Source organism: Companilactobacillus versmoldensis DSM 14857 = KCTC 3814 (assembly GCF_001434295.1).
GTDB lineage: Bacteria > Bacillota > Bacilli > Lactobacillales > Lactobacillaceae > Companilactobacillus > Companilactobacillus versmoldensis.
The window spans coordinates 24,931-46,134 of record NZ_AZFA01000012.1; the positions used below are offsets into that span (position 1 = coordinate 24,931).

Genomic DNA, 21,204 nt, shown 5'->3' on the forward strand with positions numbered 1-21,204 from the left:
TATGGATATCGGAATTGAGAAAATTGGCTTTTATACGCCTAAAAATTATATAGATATCGTTGAATTAGCCAAGGCTAGAAACCAAGAACCAGATAAATTTACAATTGGTATCGGCCAAGATAAGCAGGCTGTTCCAGCTGTCTATGAAGATGCTGTTACCATGGCTGCTGAAGCTAGTCATCAAATATTGACTGATGATGATAAAAAAAATCTTGGTCTATTGATTGTTGGATCAGAAAGTAGTGTCGACGAATCAAAAGCTGCCGCATTGTTTTTGATTGATTTATTGGATCTTCCAGAGAACATCCGTGCTTTTGAAATCAAGGAAGCCTGTTATGGTGCTACTGCAGGATTACAAATGGCTACAGATTATATTGCCGCTCATCCGGATAAAAAAGCTTTAGTTATCGCCAGTGATATTGCCAGATATGGGATCAATACACCTGGCGAAGTTACTCAAGGGGCAGGGAGCGTGGCAATGGTAGTCAGCGCCAATCCTCAAGTGTTGAAACTCGAAGGAAAATCCAGTTTTATGAGCCGAAATGTCGGTGACTTCTGGCGTCCTACTTTCTCCAAAACTGCTTTCGCCCGTGGTAAGTACTCAAATCAAATTTATATTGAATTTTTTGAAACGCTCTGGAAGCAATATCAAGCTGAATTTTCTGTCTCAGCTGACGATTTTAAGGCAATGTTGTTCCATATTCCTTACACGAAGATGGGTAAAAAGGCGATGCGGACGTTGCAAGGTAAAATCAGTGACGCCAAATATGCTCAGTTAGAAAAAGAATATCAAGCAAGTATTTTATTTGGTCGTCAAGTTGGTAATTTGTACACCGGTTCTTTATACCTTGGTCTGTTATCATATTTGATCAACTCTGACGTTAAGTCGGCCGACCAATTGCTGCTGTTCAGTTATGGCTCTGGCGCCGTGGGTGAACTTTACAGTGGTATCGTTGGGGATGATTTCAAAGCTAATATTCCAGTAGCAGAGATTAAGGCATTATTATCTGACCGAAATAAGATTAGTATCGCCGACTATGAAGATGTTTTCCAGCAGTCGATCAGTGATGGTGAAAGCGTTGATCCAACAACAGTCAGTGGCCATTTCTACTTGAGTGAGATCAAGGAAAATGAAAGAATTTATAGCAAAAAGTAATTGGGTATTGCAAGCGATTACATCAAGTGATATATTTAAGTCGTGGTAAAGATGAAGTGCCTCAGGAACTGTAGACCTAATGCTTCATGGTTTAAATAGTTTTATTGTTTCTCGTAAATGGTAGATCGATTTTCGCATCAAGTTTGGTTTTTTACAGTTCAACGACATTTTTGAAACTAGCGACACAAGTTAACATAACATCGACCTAATTAGTTAGTCGCACAACAATTACATGAGATTCGCTAGGATTCATTAGTTGAACAAGTTATACATAGTAAGATATGTTTTCGAGTAGTTCGATTCACTTAACGTTTATCAATCTACAGTAAATTTCATCTTACCACGTATATTTAAACGGGCTCCCTTTCTTGGGGGTCTTTTTTTAATGGCCAGTTGCGCCTACGGCGCTTACTGTCCATTACGGCACATCCAAAGGATGTGGCGATTCATATGAAAAGAAACTAGAGTGTCAATTCATAAATTTGATAGAGGATGATGTTTTAAGTTCAAGTAACTTGAATTTAGTAGGTTCACTGCCGTCGAAGTGGCTCCACAAATATGGGCTGGAACGTGGTGGACGCCACTTGGAGCCTCCCTTTGGGAGTCTTCAAGCTGGGTCTTGTTCTAAGCTCGTTTCACTCACTAAGAACAATTTCACCACTTAGCCCAATTTGTTCCACCACTTCGACTAGTTTTGCTTGGGTATGTTAGGAGTTTGTTAGTGCTATTAGTTTAAGTAATCGTATTACTTTAGATTTGTTGGGTGTTTATCTTCTAAAAATATAATTATTGATTTTTATAAGTGATGATGCTACATTATATGTGCAAAATGCACATATCAATTTTTTGAAGGAGGAATTTTTATGAAAGCTGCTATTGTTACTGAAAAAGGAATTAACCCGGTTTATTCTACATTTAAAGAACCTGATTCTACTGATGATGAGGTCAAAATTAATGTTGTTGCTTCAGCTTTGAGCAATTTGACTAAGATGCGTGCTTTGGGTAATCACTATTCTTCTACACAAGATTTTCCAATTATTGCTGGTACTGATGGAGTAGGTACTACTGATGATGGGAAACGTGTTTACTTTTTAGCACCTACTGCACCTTTTGGATCTTTAGCTGAGAAAGCTTTGGTCAATAAGAATTTGGTTATTCCATTGCCCGATAGTTTAGACTTTGTTACTGCTGCGGCTCTTGCCAATCCGGGTATGTCATCGTGGGTCGCTCTTGAGCATCGTGCATATTTTAAGCCTGGTCAAACTGTTTTGATTAATGGAGCTACTGGGAATGCTGGTAGTTTGGCTGTCAAAATTGCTTACCATTTAGGCGCTAAAAAAGTTATCGTAACTGGTCGTAATGAAGAAAAATTAGCAAAATTAGGTGCAGACGCATTTGTTTCGTTTGATATGACCGTGGAAAATGGAGTTGAACAATTTGAGCAAAAGCTAATTCCATATTTTAAAGATGGTGTAGATGTAGTTCTGGATTATCTATGGGGTGACAGTGCTCTTGCCATCATGACTTCCATTTCACAAGCTGGGAATCAAAATAAATGTCGATATGTAAGTATTGGATCAGCTAGTGGACAAAGAGAACTAAGTTTGCCCTCAGCGTTACTACGTTCTTCAACGATTGAGATTTTAGGTAGCGGTGCTAAGAGTGCTTCAATTCCGGAATTATTGTCTTCTATCAAAAAGGTTTTCGAATTTGCTGCAACTGAAAATATTACGATACCTGTAGAAACTTATCCATTGAAAGATATCGAAGAAGCTTGGCAAGCACCATCACAGCCACGTGTCGTTGTTGAGGTAAAATAATGATTGAACAAGAGATTTACAAAGCTTTGGTAAATGTTTTGGTCTTCTTTAATCGAACAGATCAAGACAAGGAATTGATAAGAATCGCTGGAGTTGATCTTGAGGCTACATCACTTCAAGCTTTCATTACTATCGGAAGAATGCAACCAACAAATGTCAGTGATCTGGCAAACATTTTAGGTAAGAGCCATTCTAGTGTCAGTCGACAGATTGATAAGCTTGAATCTAAAGAAATTGTTGAGACTGAAAATGATCATAGTGATTCACGAGTTAGGTCCATTAGATTGTCTTGTAAAGGTAATCAAATCATTGAAAGTATTAATGCAGCTAGATTAGAAGCTTTGAAATCGGCCTTTAGTACTTGGGAAGAAAAAGATAAACAATCGTTACTTTCTGATTTGAAACATTTGTCGAAGACAGTGGATGAAATGAGTAAAACTTTTTAGATTTGGAGATACTGCCGTCGAAATTGCTCCACAAATATGGGCTGGAACGTGGTGGACGCCACTTGGAGTCTCCCTCTGGGAGTCTTCAAGCTGGGTCTTATTCTAAGCTCGCTTCGTTCACTAAGAATAAATTCACCACTGAGACCAATTTGTTCACCACTTCGACGGGGTTAGTATGGACTAATGTTCTATTCTTATTTTTTATCAAGCAAATGTCAGTGTAGCAGGAACAATTGTTTAATTAAAAAAATCACAGTAGTATGATTTAGCTTTTCGCTAAAATCATAACAACTGTGATTTTTTCTTCCGTTACAGATTGGAAAAATTAATGATAAAACGTTTTATGATGGTATAGAAATTGAAAAACGCTCAAATATACAATTAAATTGCTAATTGCGGAGGGCTATTTAATACTCAAACCAATTTTCCTTGCTTCAGCAGTCTTTTCGCTACCTAAAACTTCACCAAGGTTCTTCCAATTTAAATATTTTTCAAATCCCCGATACCACGTGACCGGCTGGCTGAAATCATTTCCTCCAGCAGTTACGAGTAGAAGACTTTTTTTGACAAAATTTTTGTAGCCAACAGCTTGTTGAATTGGCTGTAAATAATCCATCGCCGTTTTGAGGCTGCCTGAGATAGTTCACCAGTAAACAGGTGTAGCGAAAACGATGATATCAGCATCTAGCGCTTCGCGAGACAAATAACCAAGATCACCATCATCTTTAAGGATATCGTCCAAATGATAAGGATTCTCGCCAACACCTTGATCATTAGAATGAAGTTCACCACTAAAATTTAATTCATCCGTTTTGATCTCATGAACAACATTACCAGCTTCAGTTGCACCATCGGTAAATCCGTCAATCAATTTTTTAGTGTTCCCATGAGCTCGAGTAGAGCCGTTTAAAACCAATATTTTCTTCATGCAAATCTACTCCTAATCAAGTAATTAAGATAAGGGTAGGTTACATATTAAGAAACAACAATTGATAAATTGGTTAATGCATATAAAATTTTGACAGAAATGCATTTTTATATAAATAAACTATTAAATTAAAATTTCAAATATTATTAGAATTTCTTGGGTAAGCAAGCGTAGCGAGCTTATATCACTCTGGTGTTTGATTAATATGTAGCTGCTGATAAAAACAATATAGAATATTTGATTGTATACCAACTACATAACAAACAATCAGAATAAATATAGGTAGAAGGAAAAATAATGAGTATAGTCCAAATCTAGTCGAAGTGGTGGAACAAATTGGGCTAAGTGGTGAAATTATTCTTAGTGAGCGAAGCGAGCTTAGAATAAGACCCAGCTTGAAGACTCCCAAAGGGAGGCTCCAAGTGGCGTCCACCACGTTCCAGCCCATATTTGTGGAACCACTTCGACGGCAGTGAACCCCCACCATAAATAGTACAAACCAAAAAAATAGGAACACCCACAAAAAGGGGCGTTCCTAAATCAAACGGTATTCGAACATTCTAATTTGTTAAAACAAGCTTAGCCAACAACTTGAACAGAGATTGATTGACGTCCAAATTGTAAAGCTTGTGAATTAGGCATAGCAATATCCAATTGGTTAGGATTGCTGTATGCAAAAGTACCTGTGTCATTAACAGTTCTGTTAAGAACGGTACCATCACTCAAAGTGATCTTTAATTGAGTACCCTTAGGATACTTAGATAAGTTAGCAGCAACACCTGAATAGCCCATGCTTGAACCAAGAACAGCTGGATCATAAGCAGTAGCACTCATAGTGACTTTTTGTGCAGGTTTGTTATCTGTCATGTATTGTCCGTTGATCCAAGAGTTGTTACCAAGGTCATACCAAACTTGACCATTAGCATCAGTAGTTGAAGCGTAAACAGGGTAAGCAACACCATCTTGAACGCTACCTACATATGAACCATTTTTAGCTGATGAGTAGAGATTAACTCCACCACCATTGCCATTAACGTACATAGTCTTGTTCATGCTAGTGATAGGTGCATCAAAGGAAACATCAGCGCTGCTTAACCATTGGCCGTTACCGACTTGGTAATAAGTTGTGTTGCCGACTTTGATAGCTTTGTTTGAAGCCCAGGCTGTGCCTTGACCTAAATATTGTCCAGTAGCGCCAACTTGGCCTTCATTTGAAGGTGTTGTGTAAACTGGAGCACCTGAAGCGTTATTAACATAGATAACTGTACTTTGAAGATCAACAGTTGAAGTAGAAGCTGCTTGGACAGCTGCAGTACCAGCAACGTTTGAGGCAGAAATGCCTACGAATGCTAATGATGATGCAGTAACCAAAGTTGTGACGATTTTTTTCATTTTCATTATATAAAATTTCTCCCTAAGCGATTCTAAATTTATTTAATAAATTAAATAAAAATATCTAACGAGAAATACTATATAACGTATATCGACCAATTTCAGGGATATAACTTAACTGTAAATGCAATGTAATCTTATTGAAAAGTTAATAAATCAAAATATTGAAAAATATTTTATAGATAATCTTCAATACCTGCCAATAAATCGTCAACATTGTTAACAACTGAACCGTTCAATTTGATCAGACCGATGGTGTAAGTATTGACATATTGAAAAGGATTTTCGCCAATTTGAGCCACTGCTTCAAGCTTTTCTGGATTTTCGGCACCGTGTTGTCTCAAGTCAGTATAAAGGCCGAGAACGGGTATCTCCTTACCAAAAGCTAAGCCGATTTCTGAAGCAACACCGATATCGATGATCTCACCATCAAGTACAGCGACAACTAAATCAGAATCGAGCAACTCTTTATTGTCTTCCTCAGCAATCTTGATCGAATCAGCGAATTTAGTTTTGTCATTGATGTCGCCATTTTCTTGTGGTAAGTAAACCTCGATATCGTCAGACATTTTTCTGATTTTATCAACGACATAGGCATTGAACATCCGATCAGCTTGTGAGAACAATCCGTTTGCAAAATAAATTTTCATTGGTTAAAAGCTCCTTTTGATTGATATTAATATTTTATCATGCAAACTACTAAAAATTTATGAATAAAACAGTTAGAATAAAAGAAAATTAATCATATCATGGGGGATATTTTGAAAACGAAACGAGTAGTATTATTCATATTTTTGATAGTGCTAGTAGTATTAGGACTCAAACAAACTAATGGTGTCGCTTTGGCGGCTGGAATGATGTCGGGAGACCATTCAATGATGAATGACGATGACGACAGTGATAGTAATTCGCATTCGAAAATGATGAAGGAACACAATGTTGATTTAAAAGATGCTGATGTGCCGATGCAGGAATTGAATCTTCCCAAAGTTTTAAAGCCAGATAAGCAAACAAAGCATGATGTTTATTACACTGTCATTGCCCAAAAGGGTAAGACAGATTTCCACGATGGTGGCAAACTAACTAAGACATTAGGATATAATGGTAGCTATTTAGGGCCGGTCTTGAATTTGAAGCGTGGTCAGACTGTTCATATTAAAGAGGTCAATCACTTAGATGAGAAGACGACTTTCCACTGGCACGGGGCAATCATTTCTGGCAAAGCTGATGGTGGCCCACATGAGCCAGTTAAACCAGGCAAAACTAAGAAGATCAGTTTTAAAGTCCGTCAACCAGCAGCTACCCTGTGGTTCCATCCACATCCAAGTGGTACAACTGGCAAACAAGTCTATAAGGGACTGGCTGGTTTGATCTATATCCATGATCGCAAGAGCAAATGTTTATCTTTGCCTGACAATTATGGTGTCGATGATTTTCCAGTTGTAGTCCAAGATCGAACTTTTGATAAGAACAACCAATTAAATTACAAGAAAGATTACAACGCTGATAGGACTTTAGGTAAAAATCTCATGGTCAATGGAACACTTAATCCATATATCAACGTCACCACTCGTTACGTCCGTTTGAGATTGTTGAATGGATCCAACACCCGTAATTATAATTTCTATTTGAATCATCATCAGAAAATGATCAAAATCGCTGGTGACGGTAGTTTCCTAGCTAAACCAGTCAAAATCAAGAAATTACAACTTTCTCCTGGTGAGCGTGCCGAGGTCATCGTTGATACCCATAAATTAAACGTTGGTAGTAATTTGCAACTCAAGACCGGCGGCATGAAGGCCTTAACGATGAAACTCAACCAGCAACGCGATAATTTGACCAGCTTGCCTGACAAGTTGAGTGACCGCAAAGCTTTAAAGGTTCCTAAGAAAAATGTTAATCATGAAAAATTGGTTCTTAGCGGGATGAGTAATATGGTGCGGATAAATGGTAAAAAGTATAATCCGGACCGAATCGATATCCATGCTAAACGAAATCAGCAACAGATCTGGACCATTGAAAACAAAAAGGAAATGATGATGAACATGATTCATCCTTTCCATCTTCATGGTGTCCAATTCAGGATCATTAGTATCAATGGCAAGAAACCATCAAAATCTCAACGAGGTTTCTTAGATACAATCACTTTGAATCCTGGTGATAAATATAAGATATCCTTTAGATTTGAAGAAAAGGGCCTCTATATGTATCATTGCCACAATTTGGAACACGAAGAGAATGGGATGATGGGCCAAGTCTTAGTTGAATGACATTAACTTAGCCAAATTGAGAAATCTCATTTTTTCAAGTAATTTTATTCATAAATATGGTATTATTTAGGCATTACTAACTAGTTAAGAATAGAGGGAATTGTCTATGCCAACGGCAGTCGTTACTGATACAGCAGCATATTTAACACCGGAACAGATTAAGAAATATCACGTGACGGTTTTGCCGATCACGGTTATTTTGGGTGAGCAGCAGTATAAGGAGACTGAAGAGCTGGATTTGCCAACTTTTTACAACTATTTGAAAACGGAAAAAGATCTGCCAACGACTTCCCAAGTTTCGATGGGACAAATTGAACAAGCTTACGACCGTTTGGCGTCTGAAGGTTATGACAGTATCATCTCGATTCATTTATCTAGTGGGATCACTTCATTTATGGATAACTTGCGTATGTTTTGTAAGACTTATGACAAAGCTAAGATCTACCCATTTGATTCATTAGTCGCAAGTGCTGGTGAGGCTGATTTAGTCTTATTAGCGGCAGCTTTGGTTCAAAAGGGTAAGACACCTGAACAAATCATGCCCAAATTGGAAGAATTACGCTCTACAAGAGACGTTTACTTTGCCGTGGATGATTTGAAGCATTTGATGCGGACAGGCCGTCTCAGCAATCGATCAGCCTTTGTGGGTAATTTGTTGAATATCAAACCACTTTTGACCTTTGATCCGGAAGGTAAAATTGTCGCCATCGATAAAGAAAGAACTATGAAACGTTGTTTGCGGATGATCTTACAAAAGATGCAGAATAATTTTGAAAAGGTCGATTATCCAATTTTAGCGACGGTCATCGATGCAAATAATGAAGAGGTGGCCCAAAACTGGGTCGACCAGTTGCAGGAAACTTTTCCAGACATCCGCATCGCTAGGAGCCAGTTGGGACCAGCCATTTCGGTTCACACTGGTGAAAAGACTATGGGAATCCTCTGGGACCGCGATTGGAAAACGATGTTAGATTAAATTTTTGTGTAGAAATTAAGCGGTAGCCTTTTTGTTCAATCCTAGTCGGATCAATTTGTCTAATTCAGCGACTAAGAAGACGATGATTCCACCGATGATTGTCAGTAGCCATTCGAATGGTCCGATGGCGGAAGTATGGAAGACTGATTGCATAAATGGTACATAAGTTAGGATCAGTTGCAGGATCAGCATCAAGCCAATGAAGATGTAAGCTTTTTTGTTAACGAACATCTCTTTTGATAGCGCAAGGTTCTTGGTCCTGATGTTGAACATGTAGAAAATTTTACCAACGATCAAGACGTTGATCATGGTGGTGCTTGTGACAGCGGAAGAAACACCACTGCGAGTGAACCACTCGTCGATGATCATCCCTAGGATCGCCATTAGTACAGAGATATAAGCAACTTGGAAGACATCGTGAAGATTCATTAATTTACCACCAGTTTTTCGTGGCTTTCGTTGCATGATGTCTTTTTCAGCTGGTTCAAAGATCAAAGCAAATTGGATAGTGATGGCAGAGACCATGTTGATCCAAAGTAATTGGGTCGGATGAAGTGGGATATCATCTTGCATCAAAATAGCAAAGGCGATGATCAGACCTTCAGCGAAGGAGATCGGCAAGAGATATAGGATACTCTTCTTGATATTATCGAAGATCCTTCGACCTTCTTTGATAGCTTTCGAGATAGTCGCAAAGTTGTCGTCACTCAAGATCATATCGGCTGAATCCTTAGCCACGTCTGTACCCTTGATACCCATGGCGATACCAATGTCGGCCCGTTTAAGAGCAGGCGCATCATTGACACCATCACCGGTCATAGCGGTAACTTTATTGTTCTTTTGCAGAGCCTTGATGATCTCGATTTTATTTCCGGGAGTAGTTCTGGCGAAGACTTGGTTATTTTCGGCAGCGGTGACCTTTTCTGTTTCAGAAAGTTCATCCCACTTTGGCCCAGTGATGGCTGAGATCGACTCGGCGAGGCCTAATTTTTCACCGATAGCTTTTGCAGTTGCGGCACTATCACCAGTGATCATTTTTACATCGACACTGGCAGAACGGATTTCCTTAAGAGCTTGGATGACTTCTTCACGAGGCGGGTCAATGATTGCTGCTAAGCCAAGGAAATTCATCCCTTCATTGATCAATTCATGGGTGGCATCAGTGGCATCGCTTGGAGCATCTCGATAACCAACTGCGATGACACGTTTTCCTTGTTGTGAGTAGTCTTCAACGACTTTAGTCCATTTAGGGATGTCAAAGTTAGGGTCGTTCTTTTTGAAAATTGGCAACAGTTTATCAGGTGAACCCTTGATAAATAAAGTCTGTTGATTGTTTTCATCATTGACCAGTTGAGCAATGTAACGATATTCAGAGTCGAAAGGTAAAATATCGACTTCTTGATAATGGTCACTTTCACCATAGGGGAAAACTTTGTGGTACAAGGTGATAAAGGCACCGTCTGTCGGTTCACCATTGATCGTCCACTGGTCGTTTTCTTTTAAGAGGACAGTATCGTTAGCCTGATAACCGGCTTCTAAAAATAGTTTTAGATTTTGGTCAGGCTGAATTGATTGACCATTTTCAGTGATTTCACCTTCAGGCGTATAACCAGTTCCACTGACTTGATAGGTTTTATCCGCGAAAATCAGGTCGGTGACTGTCATTTCGTTTTTCGTCAAGGTACCAGTCTTATCAGTGGCAATAACGTCGACAGATCCCAGTGTCTCAACGGATGGTAATGTTTTGATGATGGTATTCTGATTTTTGGCCATATCACTGACACCTTTTGCCAAAATAACCGATGTCGTAGCTGGTAATCCTTCAGGGATAGTACCTACGACCACTGAAATGACGGCCATAGCAAGGACTGGCAAGGAGTAGATGTCGAACATGAATCCGATGGCGAAGATGACCACGGCAGCGATCAAGATAAAATATGACACGCTAGTTCCCAAGTGGTCGATGACTTGCATCAACGGTGTTTTGCGTTGCTTGACGGTGTTGACTTCAGTCGAGATCTTACCGATCTCGGTTTCTTCAGCAGTGGCAACGACTAAGCCGATCCCACTACCACTCGTAACGGCAGTCGAAGCAAAGGCCATGTTAGTTTGATCAGCTAAAGCAACTTTTTGGCCAGAAATAGCTTGTTCAGATTTTTCGACAGAATCGGCTTCACCTGTTAAAGCTGATTCCTGGATACTTAAATTATCGGCGTCAACGATCCTTAAGTCAGCTGGGACATTATCACCAGCCTCTAAGAAAATGGAGTCGCCGGTAACGATTTGTTCAGCAGGGACTTCGGTCCGTTGGCCGTCGCGGTAGACGGTGGCGTCGGTCGAAAGCATCGCTTTGATTTTTTCAACTGCGTCTGAGGCACTGGTTTCTTGAAAGTATCCGATCAAGGTGTTGATAACGACTACTAAACCGATGATCACGGCGTCAGAATACTCTCCCATAACGAGAGTCAAAATAACGGCAGCAATCAAAACATAGATGACCATATTATTGAATTGGCGTAAAAAGATCTTCCATTTGGGAGTTTGTTTGACGGCAATTTTGTTCGGGCCGTTCTCTTCGAGGCGCTTTTTTGCCTCTTGGGAACTTAGTCCTTCTTCAAAATCTTCAGTCTGGTATTCTTCTTTGATATCTTCTAATTTTGTTTGGTAGTTTATGGGTTTCATTTTCATATCCTTTTTTGAAATTTTCGAAAAAAAAAGAGAACTTTGGACGGTCGGTTAGATGGAATTTGCGGAATTTATCTTGAATGGTAAATTTCAGACCAAGAAATCGGATTTAGCATTCAATAAAATGCCAACCAAAGTTCTCCTTAACAGGATTTATCTTTAATATGAAAAATGATTGATTCGTCTTCAGCGGCGAATTCTCCTTATGCGGTAAATTTAGTAATATAATTTTATCAGGATATTTATGTAACGTCAATCAATTTAACGTCGTGAGAATTTTACGACTGTTTCCACATGTGGTGTTTGTGGGAACATATCGACTGGTTGTAAATAGTCGACCCGATATTTTTTCGTTAATAAAGTTAGGTCCTTAGCTAAGGTCGAAGGGTTACATGAAATATAAACCAACTTCTGAGGACGATTTTGCAAGATAGTTTTGATCAATTTTTCATCCAGGCCAACTCGTGGTGGATCGACGATCAAAGCTGTGGGGTGAATATCTTGTTCCAGAAGCTGTGGATAGATCTGGTCGACTGAACTGACAAAGTATTCTGCATTGGTGACATTATTTAGCTCAGCATTCTTTTTGGCATCTGCAATCGCTTCAGGGATGATCTCGATACCATAGATTCTTTTAACTTTTTCAGCTAGAGTGATACCAATTGTCCCGACACCACAATAAGCGTCAAGTAGGATGTCATCAGCTTCAGGGTTCAAAGCTTTCACAGCTAGGTCGTATAACTTATCAGTCTGTAGTGAATTCAATTGCAAGAATGCGCGTGGAGATAAGTTGAAGACATAACCATTGATGTCCTCTTGAAGATATTCGTCACCCCACAATAATTTAGTCTCATCACCCCAAACAGCACCTTGATCTTCCAAGTTGATGTTTTGTGAGATCGAGTTGACTTCTGGGATCTCCTTTTGGATAGCTTCAATGACTTGATGCTCTTTCAAAAACTTTTTCGAGCGAGTAATGAAAGTTACTTGGAGCTTGTTGAATTCGACTGATTGACGAATCACGATCATGCTGATGATTCCAGATTTTTCTTGTGGATTATAAACAGGCAAGTTTAAATCTTTGATGATCTGAACGATCTTACGCATGGCTTCCATCGTTAGATCCATTTGTGTCGGCATTTCAGTCAGATCGACTAATTTTTGAGTCCTGTTTTGATAAAGACCACATTTGATCTCTCCATCGATCTCTTGGATCGGGAATTGGGCTTTGTTACGATATTTGACCTGTTGAGGTGAAGCAATCGTTGGTCGGATGATGTAGTGTTCATAAGCATAAGGACGATATTTTTCCAATGATTCTCTTAAAATATCAGCTTTAAATTTCAATTGATCCTCATATTTGATATGAGCAAACTCAAGTCCGCCCACTTCACTTGCTAAGTCACTGACATCTTCGTTACGATAAGGACTGCGGGTCCTGATCTTGTGGATCTTACCGTTCAAGAAACGGGGATGGATATCGGTGATTTCACAGACGATCACATCTTCTGGGACTGCTTTAGGTACGAAGACGATGACATGCTTGAAAAAGCCGATGCCTTCGCCATTGATACCGATTCGTTTGATTGTCAGGGGAAAACGATCTCCCACATGTAATTCTTGATTTATCTTATTATCCATATTTTTTCCTTTGATTTTAGCGTTAAACTACACGTAAGTATAACATGTCAGTGAGGTAGGGCAATTGACAAAAGTCACAAAGATCCAAGCACAAAAACGCAAGGGACGTTACAACGTATATTTAGATGGTAGCTATGTATTTCCGGTTGGCGAATCCACTTTGATTGAATTCAGATTGATGAAGGGCCAAGAACTGACTGATGCCCAAGTTGAGTTGATCAAAAATAAAGAAAACACTAATAAAGCTTATGGCGATGCCGTCAACTATCTGAGTTATGAGTTAAGAACCGAAAAAGAAATGAAAGATTATCTCTATAAAAAAGAATACACCACACCAACGATCATGGATGTGATGGATCGGCTGAAGCAATTGAATTATCTAGATGATGAAGCCTATGCACAAAGTTTTATCAATACCCAATTGCGCATGTCGGCTAACGGTCCCAAAACGATTGAGCAAAAAATGTTCAAAAAGGGTGTTCCACAGGCGATCATCGCTGATAAGATCAGTCAAATCGACCAAGATGTTTTGTTAGAGAATGCGACCGAATTTGCGCAAAAACAGGCTCGCAAAACTAGCCATGCGTCTTTTCGGCAACAAATGACCAAACTTCGTCAGTCTTTATATGCTAAAGGCTTCACCGGTGATGTTGTCGATCAGGCAATTGCCAGTTTAGATTTAGAAAAAGATGAAGATACTGAATTAGAAAATTTACGAAAAATGATTGATAAAGTTTCACATCGATACGATAATACTTCGAAATTAATTAATTATTTAATGGGTAAGGGATTTTCATATACTGCGATAAAACACGCTTTAGAAGACGATGACGAGTGATCTTTTGCTTTTAATCGTATCAAGGCTCTGTTATACTTTTTTTGAATAAAATTGAAAGCTGGTAAGGTTATGCAAGTACCCAAAGAGGGCGATTACGTAGCGATCCAGAGTTATAAGCACGATGGAAATATTCATCGAACTTGGAGAGAGACGATGGTGTTAAAAACGAGTGAAAATGAGATCATCGGATGTAACGAAAATACTTTAGTTACTGAATCTGATGGTCGTCGTTGGGTCACTCGAGAACCAGCAATAGTTTATTTCCATAAGCATTATTGGTTCAATATTATTGCGATGATCCGTGATACTGGAGTTTCATACTATTGTAATTTAGCAACTCCGTTTGCGTTAGATAAAGAAGCTATTAAATACATTGACTATGACCTTGATGTCAAAGTTTTCCCCGATGGAGAAAAACGTTTATTAGATGTTGACGAATATGCTTTGCACAGTCGGTTGTGGGATTATCCACCTGAAATCGACAAGATCTTGCACTATAATGTCGATATCTTGATCGATTGGATCGATAAAGGCAAAGGTCCTTTTTCGCAAGCTTATGTTGATTTGTGGATGAAACGTTACCAAGAATTGACTCATCATTAAAATTAATGAATCTACCGCTAGCTCATCTTTTGGGCTGGCGGTTTTTTGGTATGATTGAATCGTTAAGGGAGGAATTTGCTGATGGAATTACGTGTTTTAAATTATTTTTTAATGATTGCCAGAGAGGAAAATATCACCCGAGCAGCTAAATTATTGCATATTAGCCAACCCACATTATCTCGTCAAATTGCAGGCCTTGAACAAGAGCTAGGTGTTAAATTGTTTACCCGTCAAAGCCATCAAATAACGTTGACTGAAGAAGGTTTATTGTTGAGAAGACGTGCTGAAGAGATTCAACAATTGACTGATAAAACCATCAGTGAATTGTCATCAGATAAGTCAGAACTTTCTGGGGAGATTGCTATTGGTAGTGGAGAATTGCTGGCTATGAATGAATTAGCTGCGATCATGACTAAATTCCATCAGCAATATCCATTAGTTACTTTTACGATCCGTAGTGATAATTCGAATAATATTAAATTAAAGATTGAGCAGGGGATACTCGATTTAGGGATGTTGATTGAACCAATAAATACCGAAAAATATGATTTCATAGAAATGAGCGATCAAGAATCTTGGGGGATATTAGTTCGAGATGATTCTCCATTAGCAAAATCATCAAAGGTATCACCAGAAAATCTTCAGGGACAGTCGTTAATCATGTCTGACAGCAGTTCGATGAACAATGAAATAACACATTGGCTAGGAAACAAAGCCAAAGATGTTCATATCGTTTCTCGCTATAATTTGTTATATAATTCAACATCTTTAGTAACTCAAGGACTAGGAATCTTGTTATGTTTGAAATTGGAATCGCATTTTGATGGTTTGACTTTCGTACCATTAAACCCTGACTTGAAATATCATTCAGTTTTAGCGTGGAAGGCAGATCAAATCAGTTCACGGACAGTGGTAGCCTTTATTGAGTTTGCTAAGAAATACTTGAGAGGTATTTCTCATGATGAAAAATAAGCATTATACATTTCAAAAATTGTGATACATACTGTAGATGTTCCAAAAGGAATGTCTATTTTTTTTAAGAAGAGTTTATGATGAATGAAATAGAAATAAGTCAAAAGTTTCATCTTCCCTTGGACTTACTGCAGGGATTGTCTGGTGAGGAGATGTCAAAAATAGCCAAAATTATCTTTGTGTTGAAGCAGGCGGGATTTTCTAAATTAGAAATGGAAAGATTTCTACTCATACTAGTTAAAGAACCTGATGCTACTAATAAACAAGTGGAATTATTGACGGCAAAACGCCAACAGATTTTACGGAAGATCCACTGTCGGGAACAACAGATCGATAAAATTGACTATTTACGTTACAAGATTAGTCAAAAAAGGAGTTAACAGTATGACTGAAATGCAAAATGATTTAAAAATGCCTAAAATTGCTCTAGGAACATGGGCTTGGGGTGAAGCTGACGGTGCTGGCCAAGTTTTTGGCAACAGTTTTAACGTTGATGATCTCAAGCCGGTATTTGAAAAAGCAACTGAACTAGGCTTGAACCTTTGGGATACGGCTGCGGCATATACGAATGGTCAATCTGAAAAGATTTTAGGACAATTTGTTAAAGATTCTGACCGTAGCAAATTATTGTTATCGACAAAATTTACCCCACAAATGGCAGATGATACAGATAAAGCCATCGAAAATATGTTCAATGGCAGTATCAAAAGATTGCAGACTGATTATGTAGATAGTTATTGGATTCATAACTCGGCTGATGTTGAAAAGTGGACGAAGGAGATCATCTCCCTGACCAAGACTGACAAAGTTAAATATATTGGTGTTTCTAACCATAATTTAGCTCAGATAAAACGTGCCAACGAGATCCTTCATTCAGCAGGACTGAAAATTTCCGCCGTTCAAAATCACTTTAGCCTTTTGGATCGAACATCTGAAACTTCAGGGATACTCGAATATTGCCGTGATAATGACATCACTTTCTTCTCCTATATGGTCCTTGAACAAGGTGCTTTGTCAGGTAAATATGACGCAAGTCATCCATTCCCAGAAGGTAGCGAGCGGGCCAAAGTTTATAACGGCAAACTTGCTCAATTAGGCTCTTTGATCGATGGGATGAAGGTCATCGCCACAGAACATAAAGTTGATGTTGCCCAAATTGCTACGGCTTGGGCAGTGGCTAAGGGAACAGTTCCGATTATTGGTGCAACTAAGGTCAAACATATTGAGGATGCAGCAAAAGCTGCTGAAGTAAAATTGAATATCACCGAAGTCAATCAATTAGATAAATTGGGTGATGAAACAGCAGTTGAAACTACACGTGAATGGGAACAATCACTGAAATAACTTTATTTGAAAGGATGTTTTTGAAATGGAATATCAAAATTTTGGCAATACAGGTTTACAAGTTTCACGACTTTGTATAGGGACGATGGGCTTTGGTTGACCAGAGACCGGTATGTTTCCTTGGGCAGTCGATTACGATAAAAGTGAAGCAGTCGTTAAAAAGGCCCTAGATTTAGGAATCAATTTTTTTGATACAGCTAATTTTTATTCATACGGTGATAGCGAAGAATTTTTGGGTAAAGCTTTGAAAAAGTATGTCAATCGTGATGAAGCAGTCGTTGCTACAAAAGTTTTCTTTGATAAATCAGAAAAGCCGAATCAAGCTGGTTTATCAAGGAAAGCGATTTTGAGTCAAATTGATAAAAGTTTACAGCGTCTGCAAATGGATTATGTTGATCTTTACATTATTCATCGTTGGGATTACAACACACCAATTGAAGAAACTATGGAAGCTTTACACGATGTAGTTAAATCTGGTAAAGCTAGATATATAGGTGCCTCAGCCATGTATTCTTGGCAATTCGAACAAGCTCAAGCAATCGCTAAAGAGCACAATTGGACTGAATTTGTCTCGATGCAGAATCATTTGAATTTGTTGTATCGTGAAGAAGAACGAGAAATGATGCCGCTATGTGAAAATCAAAATATTGCAGTAACACCTTATAGTCCTTTGGCTTCAGGCCATTTGACTCGTCCAACCTGGGATGCTAAAACGAAACGTTCTGAAACGGACAAAGTGGCAAGAAGTAAATATGATGCTGACGAATCCAACGATATGGAAATCGTCAAAAGAGTTGATGAAGTTGCTAAAAAGTATGATGCAACCATGGCACAAGTGGCCTTAGCTTGGTTATTGCAAAAGAAACAAGTCGTTGCACCGATTATTGGCGCAACTAAGCCTGATCATCTTCAAAGTTCAGTCGATGCCTTGAAACTTAATTTAACTACTGAAGACGTCAATTATTTGGAAGAACCTTACCAACCTCATGCCGTTGTCGGTGCTCTCTCAAAAAATGAGATGTAAGAAGATAATTTGCTAATTTGATGTGGAAAGCAGGTAAGCAAATGAGTGAAGAAAAATTTACTAAGTGGTTGGAAAATGATCCGGATTTAAAAGATATCGAAAATAAATTTGTTGAATCAATCCAGCAAAATACTGTTGATCTCGATCACGGTGATGAACAGTTGATTCCACTGATTGCTATGATCGTTCAAGGAACTTATTTCACGATGCCAGATCAAGTGTCAGCGACCTTAAAAAGTGGGGTAGCTCCTGAAAAAATCCTTGAAGTAGCTTATCAGTTGGAACCAGTCATCGGAATTTCGAAAGTGGTTTCAGCTTTAAAAGAGATCCATCAGGTTTACCTTCAAGAGCAAGTTCAAGTTACACCTGCCAAGCAAACTGATGAAAGTTGTATTGATGTCCAATCGAAATTATACGGTACCGAGATCAAAAATATGCTGGCTGATCTGCCAACTGGCTCAGGCAAAATGATCCCCGCCTGGTTGACGGAACACTTTTTTGAAAATTATTATGCCCGAACAGGGTTGTAAGTTGCCCAACGTGAGCGTTATGAATTAATGGCCTTGATCACGTTGAATGTGGATTTCCAGATCAATGCGCATGCACGTGGAAGCTTGAAAGCTGGTAATTCAGAATCAACTTTGATCTGGTCAGCAATTCAGTTATTGCCGTACGTGGGTTTTCCATTGGTCATTAATAGTGTTACAAAGATACATGCTGCAGCTAAGAAACTATCGGAATAAAAATCACAAAAAAATCCATCGAGTTAGCTTTTAACTAATTCGATGGATTTTATTATTCTTTGTTATCCGCAGCATCTGGGTCGATAGATATTCCGGAAAGGAAATCTTTGATCCGTGAAGTGGGATGTTCGAAAAATTCTTTTGTATCATTATCGAAGACTTTTTCACCATCTTCGATGAAGACGATTTTATCAGAAACTAAACGAGCAAAGTCCATGTTGTGAGTCACAATGATCATTGACTGACCAGCTTTTGCAAGTTCTTCAAGGATCCGCAAAACTTGCGTTTCTAGTTCAGGATCAAGCGCACTGGTTGGCTCATCTAGGAGGATGTATTCTGGGTTCATTGCCAGAGCACGACAGATGGAAATACGTTGCTGTTGTCCACCAGACAATTGACTCGGATATCTCTCTTCAAGATCTGCTAAACCAACACGGTCTAATAAGTCCCTAGCTTTACTTTCGGCTTCGTCTTTTGACAGCTTTAGAACGTTTATTGGAGCTTCAGTGATGTTCCTTAAAACAGTTAGATTAGGGAACAAGTTCCAATTTTGAAAGACCATGCTAGTTTTACGACGCAATTTAAAGCTTTCTTTTGAAGAAATTGGTTGTGAATAATCATAGTTAAAATCTTCAAAAGAAATCGAACCTGATTCCGGACGAACTAATAAGTCGATCGAACGTAACAAAGTTGATTTACCAGAACCAGATGGTCCAAGAATTACGGTTGTTTTACCACTTGGAAAGTCCACTGAGATATCATGCAAGACAGTTTTGCCGTCGTACGTTTTGACGATATTTTTTAGTGAGATCATTAAGCTTCACTCCCTTTAACGTATTGTGAAGTTCGACGTTCAAGATAATGTTGAAGCCAACTTAGTAATGTACAGATGATGGCATATAAGAAAGCAGCCAGTGAATACATCAACAATGGTTGAAAGTTTTTAGCTGTGATCTGTTGACTGACCTGAAACATTTCTAGGATCGTAATCGAACTGGCCAAGGAAGTATCTTTGAATAAACCGATAAATGAATTAGAAAGTGGTGGTAAAGCAATTCTAACAGCTTGAGGCAAGACAATCTTCATCAAAGTTTGAGGAGTTGAAAAGCCTAAAGTATAAGCTGCATCCCATTGGTCCTGTGGAACAGAAAGCAAAGCAGAACGGATCGTTTCTGAAGCATATGCACCGGTGTTAAGTGAAAATCCGATTACCGCAGCGATAAATGGATCTAATTGGACTCCAATATTAGGTAGTCCAAAGAAGATGATGAACAGTTGAACTAGTAATGGAGTTGATCTGAATAACCAGACATAAAAGCTGAAAATAGCTCGAATGACCATGTAAGGATATTTGACCAATTTGTTTCCACTAGGTTCAATAAATTTGATCAAAGCTGTGATAACAGCCAGTATCAATCCAAATATAAATGCGATGATAGCTAACGGAATGGTGTATTGCACCATTGCAACTAGCATTTCTGGCAATGATGTAATAATTATATGCCACATAAAGTCCGCTCCTCTCGAAATTGAAAAAAATTACTTACTAATATCTTGACCGAAATACTTGATAGCTAAGCGTTTCAAGGTTCCATCTTTTCTTAATTGCTTTTCAGCTTTGACCATTTTATCACGTAACTTAGTACTGTCCTTGTTTAATAAAGGAGCAATCTTAGTATTAGGAAGTTTGCTTGTTGGGATCTCAGTGTATTTCAAACCACTGTTTTTATTATCCTTTTCCCAAGTCAAGAAAGCCTCACGTAAATTGATCGTAGCCTGGACACGACCTTGTTTGATCATTGACATTGTCGTTGCAAAATCAGATGAAGGTACGATCTTGGCATCGAATTTCTTCGCTTTATTGTAGTTATCAGTACCTGTTCCTTCAGCTACTTTAACACCTTTTAAGTCATCGACTGATTGGATACTAGTATCATTTGCTTTAGTAACTAAAACAGATTTTGATTGAACATAAGGTTCAGCAAAGATGTAATGTTTCTTACGACTAGCATTTTCACCGACATTATTGATAACCACATCGAAAGTTTTTGAATTTAAGCCGGCAATCAATGAATCCCATTTAGTAGGAACGAACTTTGCTTTTAAGTTCATTTTTTTAGCTAGGGCTTTGGCAAAGTCAACTTCGAATCCGGTCAATTTACCATTTTCACGGTAAGAGTATGGTGCATAAGTTCCTTCTAGACCAATTGTTAAAGTCCCCTTAGTTTTGGTCTCACTGGAACTGTTTGAAGAGCAACCTGTAAGTACCAGTACCATGGCTGCCACCATGGTAAGAATTACGAGCATTCTTTTTTTCATGTTTGAAAAATCCCCCAATAGATTTTGATGTTTAATATTCTCTCACA

At 38.6% G+C, this 21,204-nt stretch carries 21 protein-coding genes and 1 pseudogene; 13 read left to right on the forward strand and 9 right to left on the reverse strand.

The genetic code is table 11. The annotated features are described in order from the left end of the window. Position 1 precedes the first annotated feature (1 nt). From FC27_RS07260 to FC27_RS07270, 3 genes are all read left to right on the forward strand, one after another. A complete protein-coding gene (locus FC27_RS07260; RefSeq protein ID WP_010624350.1) occupies positions 2–1,156 on the forward strand; it encodes a hydroxymethylglutaryl-CoA synthase in 1,155 nt (384 codons plus the stop codon). An 863-nt stretch (positions 1,157–2,019) separates the two neighbouring features. After that, positions 2,020–2,976, forward strand: a complete 957-nt coding sequence (locus tag FC27_RS07265; RefSeq protein WP_010624349.1) for a quinone oxidoreductase family protein — start codon at positions 2,020–2,022, stop codon at positions 2,974–2,976. Continuing rightward, positions 2,976–3,422, forward strand: coding sequence for a MarR family winged helix-turn-helix transcriptional regulator (locus FC27_RS07270; RefSeq protein ID WP_010624348.1), 447 nt, complete (start codon positions 2,976–2,978; stop codon positions 3,420–3,422). The genes FC27_RS07265 and FC27_RS07270 overlap by 1 nt, the downstream gene beginning before the upstream one ends. A gap of 403 nt (positions 3,423–3,825) precedes the next feature. Here FC27_RS07270 and FC27_RS07275 read toward each other — a convergent pair whose 3' ends face one another. The 4 genes from FC27_RS07275 to FC27_RS07290 form a co-directional block, all read right to left on the reverse strand. Next, a complete protein-coding gene (locus FC27_RS07275; RefSeq protein ID WP_010624347.1) occupies positions 3,826–4,038 on the reverse strand; it encodes a hypothetical protein in 213 nt (70 codons plus the stop codon). Positions 4,039–4,065: 27 nt separating this feature from the next. Further along, positions 4,066–4,350 carry a flavodoxin family protein gene (locus FC27_RS07280; RefSeq protein ID WP_010624346.1) on the reverse strand — a complete coding sequence of 95 codons (285 nt, stop codon included), beginning with the start codon at positions 4,348–4,350 and terminating at the stop codon, positions 4,066–4,068. A gap of 579 nt (positions 4,351–4,929) precedes the next feature. Continuing rightward, positions 4,930–5,748, reverse strand: a complete 819-nt coding sequence (locus FC27_RS12190; protein ID WP_010624345.1) for a hypothetical protein — start codon at positions 5,746–5,748, stop codon at positions 4,930–4,932. A gap of 170 nt (positions 5,749–5,918) precedes the next feature. Then, positions 5,919–6,392 carry a nucleoside 2-deoxyribosyltransferase gene (locus FC27_RS07290; RefSeq protein WP_010624344.1) on the reverse strand — a complete coding sequence of 158 codons (474 nt, stop codon included), beginning with the start codon at positions 6,390–6,392 and terminating at the stop codon, positions 5,919–5,921. A 111-nt stretch (positions 6,393–6,503) separates the two neighbouring features. Between FC27_RS07290 and FC27_RS07295 the strand changes: the two genes are divergently transcribed. Together FC27_RS07295 and FC27_RS07300 are read left to right on the forward strand one after the other, a co-directional pair. Further along, positions 6,504–8,012, forward strand: a complete 1,509-nt coding sequence (locus tag FC27_RS07295) for a multicopper oxidase family protein (protein ID WP_010624343.1) — start codon at positions 6,504–6,506, stop codon at positions 8,010–8,012. A gap of 106 nt (positions 8,013–8,118) precedes the next feature. Then, the gene (locus tag FC27_RS07300; protein WP_010624342.1) at positions 8,119–8,988 is read left to right on the forward strand and encodes a DegV family protein; all 870 of its coding nucleotides are present in this window, start codon (positions 8,119–8,121) and stop codon (positions 8,986–8,988) included. A 15-nt stretch (positions 8,989–9,003) separates the two neighbouring features. Here FC27_RS07300 and FC27_RS07305 read toward each other — a convergent pair whose 3' ends face one another. Together FC27_RS07305 and rlmD are read right to left on the reverse strand one after the other, a co-directional pair. Beyond that, positions 9,004–11,670, reverse strand: coding sequence for an HAD-IC family P-type ATPase (locus tag FC27_RS07305; protein WP_010624341.1), 2,667 nt, complete (start codon positions 11,668–11,670; stop codon positions 9,004–9,006). A gap of 264 nt (positions 11,671–11,934) precedes the next feature. Beyond that, complete coding sequence (rlmD, locus tag FC27_RS07310) at positions 11,935–13,314, reverse strand: 23S rRNA (uracil(1939)-C(5))-methyltransferase RlmD (protein ID WP_010624340.1); 1,380 nt, start codon at positions 13,312–13,314, stop codon at positions 11,935–11,937. Positions 13,315–13,378: 64 nt separating this feature from the next. Here rlmD and recX point away from each other — a divergent pair, with 64 nt between their 5' ends. From recX to FC27_RS07350, 8 genes and pseudogenes are all read left to right on the forward strand, one after another. Continuing rightward, complete coding sequence (recX, locus tag FC27_RS07315; RefSeq protein WP_010624339.1) at positions 13,379–14,152, forward strand: recombination regulator RecX; 774 nt, start codon at positions 13,379–13,381, stop codon at positions 14,150–14,152. A gap of 69 nt (positions 14,153–14,221) precedes the next feature. Continuing rightward, complete coding sequence (gene ntdP / locus FC27_RS07320; protein ID WP_010624338.1) at positions 14,222–14,755, forward strand: nucleoside tri-diphosphate phosphatase; 534 nt, start codon at positions 14,222–14,224, stop codon at positions 14,753–14,755. Between the two features lie 81 nt (positions 14,756–14,836). Beyond that, complete coding sequence (locus FC27_RS07325) at positions 14,837–15,727, forward strand: LysR family transcriptional regulator (RefSeq protein ID WP_010624337.1); 891 nt, start codon at positions 14,837–14,839, stop codon at positions 15,725–15,727. A gap of 80 nt (positions 15,728–15,807) precedes the next feature. Further along, positions 15,808–16,107 carry a hypothetical protein gene (locus FC27_RS07330; protein WP_010624336.1) on the forward strand — a complete coding sequence of 100 codons (300 nt, stop codon included), beginning with the start codon at positions 15,808–15,810 and terminating at the stop codon, positions 16,105–16,107. A gap of 4 nt (positions 16,108–16,111) precedes the next feature. Beyond that, positions 16,112–17,071, forward strand: a complete 960-nt coding sequence (locus FC27_RS07335; protein ID WP_010624335.1) for an aldo/keto reductase — start codon at positions 16,112–16,114, stop codon at positions 17,069–17,071. A 25-nt stretch (positions 17,072–17,096) separates the two neighbouring features. Next, positions 17,097–18,095 (forward strand): annotated as a pseudogene (locus tag FC27_RS07340) (aldo/keto reductase). A 41-nt stretch (positions 18,096–18,136) separates the two neighbouring features. Next, positions 18,137–18,625 carry a carboxymuconolactone decarboxylase family protein gene (locus tag FC27_RS07345; protein WP_010624333.1) on the forward strand — a complete coding sequence of 163 codons (489 nt, stop codon included), beginning with the start codon at positions 18,137–18,139 and terminating at the stop codon, positions 18,623–18,625. A 27-nt stretch (positions 18,626–18,652) separates the two neighbouring features. Continuing rightward, positions 18,653–18,838: a carboxymuconolactone decarboxylase family protein gene (locus FC27_RS07350; RefSeq protein WP_010624332.1), complete on the forward strand. Its 186-nt coding sequence runs from the start codon at positions 18,653–18,655 to the stop codon at positions 18,836–18,838. 52 nt (positions 18,839–18,890) lie between these two features. On the opposite strand, the gene FC27_RS07355 is transcribed toward FC27_RS07350, so the two are convergent. From FC27_RS07355 to FC27_RS07365, 3 genes are read right to left on the reverse strand one after another with little or no spacing between them, the layout of a single operon-like run. Further along, positions 18,891–19,652 (reverse strand): amino acid ABC transporter ATP-binding protein, encoded by a 762-nt coding sequence (locus tag FC27_RS07355; RefSeq protein ID WP_010624331.1) that lies wholly within the window; start codon positions 19,650–19,652, stop codon positions 18,891–18,893. Further along, entirely contained in the window at positions 19,652–20,347 is a 696-nt protein-coding gene (locus FC27_RS07360; RefSeq protein ID WP_010624330.1) for an amino acid ABC transporter permease, read from the reverse strand. Before FC27_RS07360 ends, FC27_RS07355 begins: the two co-directional genes overlap by 1 nt. Before the next feature lie 30 nt (positions 20,348–20,377). Then, entirely contained in the window at positions 20,378–21,157 is a 780-nt protein-coding gene (locus FC27_RS07365) for a transporter substrate-binding domain-containing protein (protein ID WP_010624329.1), read from the reverse strand. Positions 21,158–21,204 lie beyond the last annotated feature (47 nt).

Excerpts from the sequence above, each read along its gene's own strand:
- FC27_RS07260 (WP_010624350.1), top strand. The coding sequence starts at position 2 with ATGGATATCGGAATTGAGAAAATTGGCTTTTATACGCCTAAAAATTAT.
- FC27_RS07265 (WP_010624349.1), top strand. The coding sequence starts at position 2,020 with ATGAAAGCTGCTATTGTTACTGAAAAAGGAATTAACCCGGTTTATTCT.
- FC27_RS07270 (WP_010624348.1), top strand. The coding sequence starts at position 2,976 with ATGATTGAACAAGAGATTTACAAAGCTTTGGTAAATGTTTTGGTCTTC.
- FC27_RS07275 (WP_010624347.1), bottom strand. The coding sequence starts at position 4,038 with ATGGATTATTTACAGCCAATTCAACAAGCTGTTGGCTACAAAAATTTT.
- FC27_RS07280 (WP_010624346.1), bottom strand. The coding sequence starts at position 4,350 with ATGAAGAAAATATTGGTTTTAAACGGCTCTACTCGAGCTCATGGGAAC.
- FC27_RS12190 (WP_010624345.1), bottom strand. The coding sequence starts at position 5,748 with ATGAAAATGAAAAAAATCGTCACAACTTTGGTTACTGCATCATCATTA.
- FC27_RS07290 (WP_010624344.1), bottom strand. The coding sequence starts at position 6,392 with ATGAAAATTTATTTTGCAAACGGATTGTTCTCACAAGCTGATCGGATG.
- FC27_RS07300 (WP_010624342.1), top strand. The coding sequence starts at position 8,119 with ATGCCAACGGCAGTCGTTACTGATACAGCAGCATATTTAACACCGGAA.
- FC27_RS07305 (WP_010624341.1), bottom strand. The coding sequence starts at position 11,670 with ATGAAACCCATAAACTACCAAACAAAATTAGAAGATATCAAAGAAGAA.
- rlmD (WP_010624340.1), bottom strand. The coding sequence starts at position 13,314 with ATGGATAATAAGATAAATCAAGAATTACATGTGGGAGATCGTTTTCCC.
- ntdP (WP_010624338.1), top strand. The coding sequence starts at position 14,222 with ATGCAAGTACCCAAAGAGGGCGATTACGTAGCGATCCAGAGTTATAAG.
- FC27_RS07325 (WP_010624337.1), top strand. The coding sequence starts at position 14,837 with ATGGAATTACGTGTTTTAAATTATTTTTTAATGATTGCCAGAGAGGAA.
- FC27_RS07330 (WP_010624336.1), top strand. The coding sequence starts at position 15,808 with ATGAATGAAATAGAAATAAGTCAAAAGTTTCATCTTCCCTTGGACTTA.
- FC27_RS07335 (WP_010624335.1), top strand. The coding sequence starts at position 16,112 with ATGACTGAAATGCAAAATGATTTAAAAATGCCTAAAATTGCTCTAGGA.
- FC27_RS07345 (WP_010624333.1), top strand. The coding sequence starts at position 18,137 with ATGAGTGAAGAAAAATTTACTAAGTGGTTGGAAAATGATCCGGATTTA.
- FC27_RS07350 (WP_010624332.1), top strand. The coding sequence starts at position 18,653 with ATGGCCTTGATCACGTTGAATGTGGATTTCCAGATCAATGCGCATGCA.
- FC27_RS07355 (WP_010624331.1), bottom strand. The coding sequence starts at position 19,652 with ATGATCTCACTAAAAAATATCGTCAAAACGTACGACGGCAAAACTGTC.
- FC27_RS07360 (WP_010624330.1), bottom strand. The coding sequence starts at position 20,347 with ATGTGGCATATAATTATTACATCATTGCCAGAAATGCTAGTTGCAATG.
- FC27_RS07365 (WP_010624329.1), bottom strand. The coding sequence starts at position 21,157 with ATGAAAAAAAGAATGCTCGTAATTCTTACCATGGTGGCAGCCATGGTA.